Genomic DNA, 10,526 nt, shown 5'->3' on the forward strand with positions numbered 1-10,526 from the left:
CGCGACGACGTCGCGGCTCAGGCGTCGGGAATCTCGAACTGGGCGCGCGCGATCTGCTCGATCCACGGGGCCAGCCGCGCCCGCAGTCGGTTGTGTTCGGCGTCCTCGTCGTAACTCCGGTACGCCGCGACGTCGTCGAAGTCCGCGACGATCACGAAATCCCAGTTTCCGTCGCGCAGACCGACGTCGGTTCCGATCGTGAAATCCCGTGTTCCCGGGAGGTTCAACTCGGCCAGGCACTGTTGGATCTGCTCGACCTCCGCACGGTCGTACCCCGCTGTCAGCTTGGCCAGCACCACGTTGCGAATCACCGGCGCACCCTAACAGGGCGGATTGGTAAGCAGTTCGAATAAAGACTTGACTGAGTCCAAAAAAGATCGTAGAACTTTCCTGTGACCTCGGACGCGGTGGGCCTGCTTCGCAATGCGGAGCTGCGGGTGACCCGTCCGAGGCTGGCCGTACTGGCTGCCGTCGCAGAGCATCCGCACGCCGACACCGACACCATTGTCGGGGTGGTCCGGCAGGCCCTGCCCGAAGTGTCCCGGCAAACCGTGTACGACGTCCTGGCGGCCCTGACCGGCGTCGGTCTGCTCCGCAAGATCCAACCGAGCGGCTCGCCGGCGCGGTACGAATCCCGGGTCGGCGACAACCACCACCACATGGTGTGCCGCTCCTGCGGTGTCATCGCCGACGTGGATTGCGCCGTCGGCGAGGCGCCCTGTCTCATTCCCTCCGACCCGGCCGGCGCACTGGAGGGTTTCGTCGTCGACGAAGCCGAGGTCGTCTACTGGGGCATCTGTCCGGCCTGCGCCGCCCGCAACGTGGGATCACAACCGTGATCACAGTCCGATTCACCACTCCCGAAAGGAAATGCCGTGCCTGACGACGGTCGCACCATCGAAGAGACTCCGCCGATCGGCGAAGCGCAGAGTGATCCCGTCGAAGGCGGTTGCCCGATGGTGATCAAGCCGCCCGTGGAGGGCGGCAGCAACCGGGACTGGTGGCCCAACGCGGTCAATCTGAAGATCCTGCAGAAGAATCCCGACGTCATCGACCCGATGGACGACGGCTACGACTACCGCCAGCGGGTTCAGAACCTCGACGTCGACGCGCTGACTCGCGATGTGGACGCGGTCATGACCGACTCCCAGGACTGGTGGCCCGCCGACTTCGGCCATTACGGACCGTTTTTCATCCGGATGACCTGGCACGCTGCGGGCACCTACCGCGTCCAGGACGGCCGCGGTGGTGGCGGCCGGGGTATGCAGCGCTTCGCGCCGCTGAACAGCTGGCCCGACAACGTCAGCCTGGACAAGGCGCGCCGCCTGCTGTGGCCGGTCAAGAAGAAGTACGGCAAGGACCTCTCCTGGTCGGACCTGATCATCTTCGCCGGCAACCGCGCACTCGAGCACATGGGCTTCAAGACCGCCGGATTCGCGTTCGGCCGCCCGGACTACTGGGAGCCCGAAGAGGACGTCTACTGGGGTGCCGAGCACGAGTGGCTGGAAACGTTCCACCGCTACCCCGGTGACAACTCCGAGCGCACCAAGCTGGAGAACCCGCTGGCCGCCACCCACATGGGCCTGATCTACGTCAACCCCGAAGGCCCCGAGGGCAAACCGGATCCGGTGGCGGCGGCCGTGGACATCCGTGAGACGTTCGGCCGGATGGCGATGAACGACGTCGAGACCGCCGCGCTCATCATCGGTGGCCACACCTTCGGCAAGACCCACGGCGCCACCGAGGTGGAGAACGGGCCGGAGCCCGAAGCCGCTCCGCTGGAGATGCAGGGCCTCGGCTGGGCGAACTCGGGCCTCGGAAACGACACCGTCAGCTCGGGCCTCGAGGTCATCTGGACCCACACACCCACCAAGTGGGACAACAGCTTCCTGGAGATCCTCTACGGCAACGAGTGGGAGCTGACCAAGAGCCCCGCCGGTGCCTACCAGTGGAAGCCCAAGGACGGCGGCTGGGCCAACACCGTCCCGATGGCACAGGGCGACAAGAAGACCCACCCGTCGATGCTGACCACCGACCTGTCGATGCGGATGGACCCCGGGTTCGAGAAAATCACCCGCCGGTGGCTGGACCACCCGGAGGAGCTCGCCGAGGAGTTCGCCAAGGCATGGTTCAAGCTGCTGCACCGCGACATGGGGCCGGTGGTCCGTTACCTCGGGCCGCTGGTGCCGCAGCAGACCTGGCTGTGGCAGGACGTCGTTCCGGCCGGCAGCGACCTGTCCTCCGACGACATCGCCACCCTCAAGAGGGCGATCGCCGACTCCGATCTGACTGTGCAACAGCTGGTGTCGACCGCGTGGAAGGCGGCCTCGTCGTACCGCAGCAGCGACATGCGCGGCGGTGCCAACGGTGGCCGGATCCGGCTGCAGCCGCAGCTGGGCTGGGAGGCCAACGAGCCCGACGAGCTGTCGCTGGTCATCCGCAAGCTCGAGGAGATCCAGGGATCGACGGGCACGTCCGTGTCGTTCGCCGACCTGGTGGTGCTCGCCGGAAACGTCGGCGTCGAGAAGGCCGCCAAGGCCGGCGGTGTCGACGTCGAGGTGCCGTTCACCCCCGGGCGGGGCGACGCCACCCAGGAGCAGACCGACGTCGAGTCGTTCTCCTACCTGGAGCCCAAGGCCGACGGCTTCCGCAACTACGCCGGCAAGGGGCTGCCGCTGCCGGCGGAGTACCAACTCATCGACAAGGCCAACCTGTTGGGTCTGTCGGCGCCCGAGATGACTGTGCTGATCGGCGGCATGCGGTCACTGGACACCAACTACGGCGGGACGAAGCTGGGTGTGCTCACCGACCAGCCCGGTGTGCTGTCCGCTGATTTCTTCGTCAACCTGCTCGACATGAGCACCAAGTGGGCTCCGGCCCCGGCTGACGACGGCACCTATGTGGGCACCGACCGCGCCAGCGGTGAACAGAAGTACACCGCCAGCCGCGTCGATCTGCTGTTCGGGTCGAACTCGCAACTGCGGGCGCTGGCCGAGGTCTACGCCGAGGACGACTCGAAGGAGAAGTTCGTCAAGGACTTCGTCGCGGCGTGGACGAAGGTGATGGACGCCGACCGCTTCGACGTGCGCTAGTCAGGCGATCCCGCTCAGTCGGACAGGGCATCCGGTGCTGGCCACGCCAGCCCGGGTGCCCTGTTCGCCATGCGGCTCAGTACGGGTGCAACTTGGCGGCGATCAGCGGCGCGATCTTCTCAGCCATGTAGGTGTGGCCGGCGTCGGTGGGGTGAACCCCGTCAGCGCCGATCAGCTCGGGTCGTCCGACGAACCACCCCGCCGCGATCGGGTCGACGAACGTCGCACCGGCAAGCTCAGCCTGATAGCTGAGCACGTCGCGCACGCGCAAGATCTTCGCCGGCGGATCGGCTGTCGGCCACGGCGGCCCGATCACCAGCAGCTGTGCCGACCGCGCGATCTGGCGAGCCAGGCTCAACGTGCCGTACATCGCCACCGACAGCCGGGTCGGCTCGACGTCCATGTCGTTGCGCGAGCCGTAGAACACCACCAGGACGTCGGTCGGTTTGACCGCCCGCACGGTGAGGTCTTCGAAAACACCCCCGCGGTTTCCCCTCGTGCAGAAGCCCGCACCGCCTTCGGCAGCGACCGTCGGCGTGACCGCGATGCCGTGCTCTGTCAGTGCCTGCCACGCCTGCGGCGCCCACCCCTGAGGTCCGTTGCCGCCCTGGTCGCTTCCGGTGGTGTAGGAATCTCCGATCACCGCGATCCGATTCACCGCGTAGTCCAGCGGCTTGACGTCGTGGTGCCGGAGGCGTCCGGCGTCTGCGGTGTGGGCGGTGAAGGCGCCGAGGACGACGGCGACGCAGAGCGCGAAGGTCAGAAGCCGACTCACCGGACCATGCTAGGCGGCAGTCGCTCAGGTCCGGTTCGTCGACGCGCCGTGTGTTCGAAACCTCACCCCGCACGCGCCTCGACCGGGTGCAGACGGCTCTGCGGTGGGTCGGCGGGACGGTCGGCTTGCTTGGGCCCGGAGTCCAACATGTGTCTCATCCAGTGCCGCGCCGGCTCCTCGACCAGGTGATACAGCGCCGCCGCCAAGACCCCCGAGAGCGCGATCAGTCCGACGAAGACGAGTTTGGCCGTCCAGCTGGGCGACAGGGTGATCTCGTACTGAGCGGCAACCCAGTTCCACGCGGTGTGCACGATCTCGTGCACCATGTACAGGCTGAACGAGATGTGACCCAGATAGACCATGGTGCGGGTGGACAACGCTGCCGGCAGCGTGCCTGCGCCGAGCGCCAGTGCGACGACCAACGGTACGAACAGCACGTCGACCAGGCCGCCTGCGTCGTAGATCAGCTCCGGCGGGACACCGTCGAGCAGATACAACCCGCCGATGATCGCCCCGCCCAGCAGCAGCGCCGCCACCCCAGCGGTCTGCCGGGATTTGTCGGACACGTGCAGCTTGCGCACGGCTGCACAGGCCAGGGCGCCGGCGATGAACTGCATGACGATCCGCGGCAGCCAGCTCCACGGGGTGTAGAAGACGCCGCTGGCGAGTAGGAACAGCGTCGGCGGCAGGGAGGCCAGCACAGCCAGCACCAGAAGCCCGCGCGCACGGGTGGCCGCCGCGATCCGGAACACCACCAGCACCAGCGCACCGAACAGCAGGTAGGCCAGCCATTCCGCGCTGATCGACCAAGCCGGGCCGTCCCAGCTCGACCCGTCGAAGAACGGTTCGAACCACAGCTGCACCAGCAGCACCTGCCGGATCCAGCTGATGGCGGTGAGGTCCTCGGCGGCCGGGGACGGGAAGTCGCCCACGTAGAGCGTGAACACGATCCAGGCGGCAGCCAGATGCATCGTCACGAGGTAGACCGGCCACACCCGCGCGAGGCGCAGCCACAGGAACCGCAGCGTGCTGCGGGTCGACCAGTACTCCCCCATCCGGTCCAGGTAATTCCACGTCAACACGAAACCGCTGAGGATGAAGAACAGGTCCACGCCCTGTGCGCCGGCGTCGAGCACCGGTGCCAGCGCGTCACTCCAGGGTGGCGAGGCCTGCTCGAGCAGGGGCCGGAAATGGAAGAGCACCACCCACAGCGCTGCGACGATGCGCAGGCCGGACAATGCTCTGATCTCTCCGGTGCGCACACGACTCATTTCGGCTCGGGACTTTGCGGTGTCGGCGATTCTGCGGGGTCGGCAATTCAGGCTTGCTGGGCGATGTCCGGCGGTGTCACCGCCCGATCGGATGCTCCGGCCGGCTCCCCCGATCACACCGGCGACCGCTCGCAGATTACCAGCGGCGGCGGCGCCCGCACGGTGCGCAACGCCGTGGTCGACACACCGTCCTGACGGCCCCGGCGCCCGGGTATCCTCGGTGAATTGCCAATCGCACACCGGTCCGTGACATGAGCGGACCCACCGAAGCGCCGGGACCCGGCCGAGTCCCGCACGGCGGCGATCCGCTGACGTTGTTGCTGGTCGAAGACGACCGCGCCGACGCGATCATCGTCGAGGAGTTGATCGCCGATGCCGGCGTCGACATGAACGTGACCTGGGCACCGTCCATGGCCGACGCCGAGCGTGAAATCTCGGCCACCCGACCCGACTGCATCCTGTTGGACCTGCATCTGCACGACACCGATGGGATCGACGGGCTGGCCCGGATCGGCCGACAGGACCCCGCGATTCCCGTGGTGGTGCTGACCGGTCTCAACGACGAGCACTTCGGGGTCTCGGCCGTGGCCTCGGGCGCCCAGGACTATCTGGTCAAAGGGCGGGTCGACCCGGAGATGCTGCGGCGCGCGGTGCTGTACGCGATCGAACGCAAGCGCGCCGAGCTCACGGCGGTCGACCTGCATGCCAGTGAGATGCGGGCACGGGAGAACGCACGGCTGGAGCGCGGTCTGTTGCCGTCGCCGTTGTTGCTGGACGAGCCCGGCGTGAACATCGTCACCCAATATCGGCCGAGCCGGGAGAATGCACTGCTCGGGGGCGACTTCTACGACTTCGTGCAGACCCCCGACCGCACGGTGCACGTCATGATCGGCGACGTGGCCGGACATGGTCCGGACGAGGCGGCGCTGGGCGTCGCGTTGCGAATCGCATGGCGGACGCTGACTTTCGCCGGCCTGCGCGGTGCGGACCGGATGCGGCAGTTGGAGCGGATCCTGCGGGCCGAACGGGCCGGGAAGGGTATCTTCGCGACAGTGCTGAGCCTGGCGATCCCCCCCGAGGGCACCGAGATCACGGCGGTGCGGGCCGGGCATCCCGGCATGTTGATGCACGGCGAGGGTTCGGTGGAATGGGTCGAGCCGCCCGGCGGGCCCGCGCTCGGTCTGCGCGCCGGCGACTGGCCACCACAGCAGATCGACCTGCGTGAGGGCTGCGGACTGGTGTTGCTGACCGACGGTCTGTTCGAGGGTCACAGCGGGCGCGGAAACGAGCGTCTCGGCGAAGCCGGACTGCTCGAGATCGCGCGTTCACTGGCCGCGCTGCCCGGCCCCGAGTTCGTCGATGCGCTCATCGACGCGGTCGAGTCCAGGGCGCAGGCCCACGGCGGAATCTCCGACGACATCGCCGTCGTCCGGGTGGAGCGGACGGCGAGCACGTGACCGACCCGCAGCGGCGCGGACCGCGCCACCTCACCGTGCAGGGCTGGCAGTTCCTGGTGCTGTCGGTGATGGGTGTGGTCGTCCTGCTCGCCGGCGTCACCGTTGCGGTCCTTCTCAACCGCACCGACGCGGTGTCGGGGGAACTCATCGGCAAGATCCAACCGTCGCGCGTCGCGGCCTACCAGATGCAGGCTGCGCTGCGCGACCAGGAGACCGCGGTGCGTGGCTACGTCATCGCCGCCGACCCCCGGTTCCTCGAACCCTATTTCGCGGGACGGCGCACCGAGCAACAGGCGTCGGCCGAACTGCGCCAGCTCGAACAGGACCGCCCGGACCTGCTCGACGACCTCGACGCGATCGAATTGGCCGCCGGTTCGTGGCGCACCAACTACGCCGAACCGGTCATCGCAGCGGTCGACCCGGGCGCGCCGCAGACCTTCGCGCCGGCGGCCGCCGAACGGGGCAAAGTCGAATTCGACCGTCTGCGCGGCCTTTTCGACGTGCAGAACGACCGGCTGGAGCAGGCCCGCACCGACGGTATTGCCGAGTTGGACCAGATCCGCTCCTGGCGCAACGCCGTCCTGGCGGCGATGCTCGTCGCCTTCGCGGTGACGGTGCTGTTGCTGGCGGTGTTGCTGCGCCGGGCGCTGGTCCGCCCGCTCACAGCCCTGGCGCAGGCGTGCAGGCGGGTCGCCGAAGGCAACTTCGGGGAGCGGATCGTGCCCCGGGGACCCCGGGACATCCGCGCCATCGCGGTGGACGTGGACAACATGCGTCAACGCATCGTCGACGAACTCGAGGCGTCCCGGGCAGCCACCGACGCGCTGGATTCGCACGCGGAGGAGTTGCGGCGCTCCAACGCCGAACTCGAGCAGTTCGCCTACGTCGCCTCCCACGACCTGCAGGAGCCCTTGCGCAAGGTGACGTCGTTCTGCCAACTGCTGGAGAAGCGGTACGGGGACAAGCTCGACGAGCGGGGTGTGGAGTACATCGCGTTCGCCATCGACGGCGCCAAGCGCATGCAGGTGCTCATCAACGACCTGTTGACCTTCTCCCGGGTGGGTCGCCTCAACGCCACCGAGGTCGAGATCAGCCTCGACGCCACCTTGGACAGTGCGCTGGGCAATCTGTCGACCTCGATCGAGGAATCCGGCGCCGTGATCGAGCGCCCGGTGTCGGGGCTGCCGACGGTCAAGGGCGATCCCACGTTGCTGGCGATGCTGTGGCAGAACCTGATCGGTAACGCGGTGAAGTTCCGGCGCGCGGACACGGCCCCACGGATCAGCATCGACTGCCACCTCGAGGGCGCCGGGGACGACGAGTCGTCGTACTGGATGTTCTCGTTGTCCGACAACGGTATCGGGATCGCCCCGGAGTTCAGCGACAAGGTCTTCGTCATCTTCCAGCGGTTGCACGGGCGCGACGCCTACACCGGCACCGGCATCGGCCTGGCGCTGTGCAAGAAGATCATCGAACACCACGGCGGGTCCATCTGGATCGACAACTCCTACACCGACGGCACCCGCTTCGAGTTCACTCTGCCCGTCCGGGCGGATGACACGGCTTCACCCCTGCTGGAAGGATCGGCGACATGACATCGGCTGAACGCGCCATCGACGTGCTGCTCATCGAGGACGACCCGGGAGACGAACTGATCACCCGGGAGGCGTTCGAGCACAACAAGATCAAGAACACCTTGCATGTCGCCCGCGACGGCGAGGAGGGGCTGGACTTCCTGTACCGCCGCGGCCCGTACGAAGGGGCGCCGCGGCCGGACCTGGTGTTGCTGGACCTGAACCTGCCCAAGTACGACGGGCGGCAACTGCTGGAGACCATCAAGTCCGACCCCGATCTGAGCCTCATCCCGGTGGTCGTGCTGACGACGTCCTCGGCGGAAGAGGACATCCTGCGCAGCTACAAGCTGCACGCCAACGCCTACGTGACCAAGCCGGTCGACCTCGACCAGTTCATGAACGCGGTGCGCCAGATCGACGAGTTCTTCGTCCAAGTGGTCCGGCTGCCGCAACACTGACCCGGTGTACCAGGCTCGGGACCTGCCCCGCCCCGATCCGCGGGAGCCGCACCTGGCCGACGTGACCCCGTCGGTGCTGGCGGCGATGGGTGCCTCAGGGTTCGAACCCCGGATCGCCCTGCCCTACCAGGCGGCGGGCGCCTGTGTGCTGCTCGTCGACGGTCTGGGCGCGGATCTGCTGGATCGCTACGCCGTCGATGCACCGGTGCTCGCCGGGCTGTCCCGCCAGACCCTGCAGGTGGGGTTCCCGTCGACCACCGCCGCGGGCCTGGCCGCGGTGGGTACCGGCTGTCGCTCAGGCGAGCACGGGATGGTCGGTATGACATTCCGGCTGCCCGAGGTCGGGGTCATCAATGCGCTGCGCTGGCGGCCCCACCCGTGGGGTGCCGATCTGCGCGAGGACGTCGTGCCCGAAGTCGTGCAGCCGCGGCCGACGGTGTTCGAGCGCGCCGAGGCCGGCGGTGTGCAGGTCAGCGTGATCTCCGGCGCGCAGTTCGACGGCTCCGGGCTCACCAGGGCGGTGTTGCGCGGCGGACGCTACCGCGGGGTCCACGCGCTGGGCGATCTGGCCGCGACGGTCCGGTCGGTGCTCGTCGACCGCGGCTTCTGCTACGCCTATCACGCTGACCTCGACCTCGTCGGACACGTGCACGGTCCCGGCTCTGACGCGTGGCGGATGCAGTTGCGGCAGGTCGACACCCTGGTCGAATCGATTCTCGACGGTATGCCTCCCGGCGGGCTGCTCGCGGTGGTGGCCGACCACGGGATGGTGGCGGTGGAGGAATCCGCGGTCATCGACATCGACGCCACCGAGTCCCTGACCGAAGGTGTCGCAGAGATCGGCGGTGAGGTCCGCGCGCGCCACCTCTATGTCCGCGACGGCGCGCTCGAGGACGTGCTGGCCACCTGGCAGGAGGTGGTCGGTGAGCGGGCGTGGGTCACCAGCGGTGACGATGCGGTGGCCGCGGGCTGGTTCGGGGAACGCGTCACCGATCCGGTGCGCGCCAGGATCGGCGACGTGGTGGTGGCGGCACGCGCCACCGCGGGATTCCTGCGACGCTCAGCCGAACCCGTTGAATCTTCGCTGATAGGTCAGCACGGCTCACTCACCGACGCCGAACAGAAGATCCCGCTGCTACTGGGCAGTCGCTGAGGTCTGCTGGCGGTGGTGCGGCCGCGATTCGGCGGCCGGGCGCTGAATCCGGAGGGATACCACGTTGTGACCCCGCCGTGTCTCAACCAAAACTGCTGACCGGCAACAATTTTGAACATTATCGACATGCAATGCGTTGACCCGCGAATATGCCGCGCACACAACACCTTTGGATGGATTTTCGTGACCTTGGTGAAATCGACGCCCGTATTGTGCTCGCCGTCACAGATTTTGGACGTTTTAGAGACCTCTGTTAACGTCCGGCCGCATGTTTGCTCTCGCGACGCTCTTGACTCTTGTCAACCAGGTGTCGGGTACCCCGTACGTCGTCGGCGGTGACTCCCCGTCGGGCACCGACTGCTCGGGCCTGGTCTCCTGGGTGACCAACGCTGCGACCGGCAGGCCTGTCTACGGTGACCGGTTTCACACCGGCAACATCGAACGGGAGCTGCTCGAGCGGGGCTTCCGGCACGGTAGTGAGCCCGGGGCACTCGTCGTCGGCTGGAACAGCGGCCACACCGCGGTGACGCTGCCCGACGGCACGCCGGTGTCGTCCGGTGAAGGCGGCGGGGTGAAGATCGGTGGTGGTGGCGCCTATCAGGAGCAGTTCACCAACCACATGTTCCTGCCGATGCCGGCCAACGAGCCTCCCGCGCCGGAGCCGGCGCTGGCTCCGCCGATGGGCCCGCCGCCGCCCCCGGGTGCGCTACCTCCGCCGCCGCCTCCCCCGGGCGCGCTGCCTCCAC

11 protein-coding genes are annotated in these 10,526 nt (G+C 67.8%); 8 read left to right on the plus strand and 3 right to left on the minus strand.

Features of this window, described 5'->3' with window-relative positions; translation table 11 throughout:
• Window positions 1–17: 17 nt before the first annotated feature.
• Window positions 18–311, minus strand: a complete 294-nt coding sequence (locus J3476_RS15825; protein WP_207067370.1) for a Dabb family protein — start codon at window positions 309–311, stop codon at window positions 18–20.
• 81 nt (window positions 312–392) lie between these two features.
• Here J3476_RS15825 and J3476_RS15830 point away from each other — a divergent pair, with 81 nt between their 5' ends.
• Together J3476_RS15830 and katG are read left to right on the plus strand one after the other, a co-directional pair.
• On the plus strand, window positions 393–839 hold the full coding sequence (locus J3476_RS15830) for a Fur family transcriptional regulator (RefSeq protein ID WP_207067371.1): 447 nt from the start codon (window positions 393–395) through the stop codon (window positions 837–839).
• 117 nt (window positions 840–956) lie between these two features.
• On the plus strand, window positions 957–3,092 hold the full coding sequence (katG, locus tag J3476_RS15835; protein ID WP_207067382.1) for a catalase/peroxidase HPI: 2,136 nt from the start codon (window positions 957–959) through the stop codon (window positions 3,090–3,092).
• 76 nt (window positions 3,093–3,168) lie between these two features.
• Here katG and J3476_RS15840 read toward each other — a convergent pair whose 3' ends face one another.
• Complete coding sequence (locus J3476_RS15840; RefSeq protein ID WP_207067372.1) at window positions 3,169–3,867, minus strand: Rv0518 family GDSL lipase; 699 nt, start codon at window positions 3,865–3,867, stop codon at window positions 3,169–3,171.
• A 62-nt stretch (window positions 3,868–3,929) separates the two neighbouring features.
• Window positions 3,930–5,138 (minus strand): acyltransferase, encoded by a 1,209-nt coding sequence (locus J3476_RS15845; protein ID WP_207067373.1) that lies wholly within the window; start codon window positions 5,136–5,138, stop codon window positions 3,930–3,932.
• A 63-nt stretch (window positions 5,139–5,201) separates the two neighbouring features.
• On the opposite strand from J3476_RS15845, the gene J3476_RS27970 reads away from it, so the two are divergent.
• From J3476_RS27970 to J3476_RS15870, 6 genes are all read left to right on the plus strand, one after another.
• Window positions 5,202–5,333 carry a hypothetical protein gene (locus J3476_RS27970; RefSeq protein WP_286183197.1) on the plus strand — a complete coding sequence of 44 codons (132 nt, stop codon included), beginning with the start codon at window positions 5,202–5,204 and terminating at the stop codon, window positions 5,331–5,333.
• 56 nt (window positions 5,334–5,389) lie between these two features.
• The gene (locus J3476_RS15850; RefSeq protein ID WP_207067374.1) at window positions 5,390–6,595 is read left to right on the plus strand and encodes a PP2C family protein-serine/threonine phosphatase; all 1,206 of its coding nucleotides are present in this window, start codon (window positions 5,390–5,392) and stop codon (window positions 6,593–6,595) included.
• Complete coding sequence (locus J3476_RS15855) at window positions 6,592–8,190, plus strand: CHASE3 domain-containing protein (RefSeq protein WP_373889073.1); 1,599 nt, start codon at window positions 6,592–6,594, stop codon at window positions 8,188–8,190. The genes J3476_RS15850 and J3476_RS15855 overlap by 4 nt, the downstream gene beginning before the upstream one ends.
• Entirely contained in the window at window positions 8,187–8,627 is a 441-nt protein-coding gene (locus J3476_RS15860; RefSeq protein ID WP_152517412.1) for a response regulator, read from the plus strand. The genes J3476_RS15855 and J3476_RS15860 overlap by 4 nt, the downstream gene beginning before the upstream one ends.
• 4 nt (window positions 8,628–8,631) lie before the next feature.
• Window positions 8,632–9,780: an alkaline phosphatase family protein gene (locus tag J3476_RS15865; protein WP_286183199.1), complete on the plus strand. Its 1,149-nt coding sequence runs from the start codon at window positions 8,632–8,634 to the stop codon at window positions 9,778–9,780.
• Between the two features lie 268 nt (window positions 9,781–10,048).
• On the plus strand, window positions 10,049–10,526 hold a 478-nt coding region (locus J3476_RS15870), incomplete at its 3' end, for an NlpC/P60 family protein (RefSeq protein WP_207067375.1).

Source organism: Mycobacterium sp. PO1 (genome assembly GCF_017312405.1).
GTDB lineage: Bacteria > Actinomycetota > Actinomycetes > Mycobacteriales > Mycobacteriaceae > Mycobacterium.

What these genes read in the sequence shown, in the direction of transcription:
- katG (WP_207067382.1), top strand. Translation starts at nt 957, where the DNA reads ATGGTGATCAAGCCGCCCGTGGAGGGCGGCAGCAACCGGGACTGGTGG.
- J3476_RS15845 (WP_207067373.1), bottom strand. Translation starts at nt 5,138, where the DNA reads ATGAGTCGTGTGCGCACCGGAGAGATCAGAGCATTGTCCGGCCTGCGC.
- J3476_RS27970 (WP_286183197.1), top strand. Translation starts at nt 5,202, where the DNA reads ATGTCCGGCGGTGTCACCGCCCGATCGGATGCTCCGGCCGGCTCCCCC.
- J3476_RS15850 (WP_207067374.1), top strand. Translation starts at nt 5,390, where the DNA reads ATGAGCGGACCCACCGAAGCGCCGGGACCCGGCCGAGTCCCGCACGGC.
- J3476_RS15860 (WP_152517412.1), top strand. Translation starts at nt 8,187, where the DNA reads ATGACATCGGCTGAACGCGCCATCGACGTGCTGCTCATCGAGGACGAC.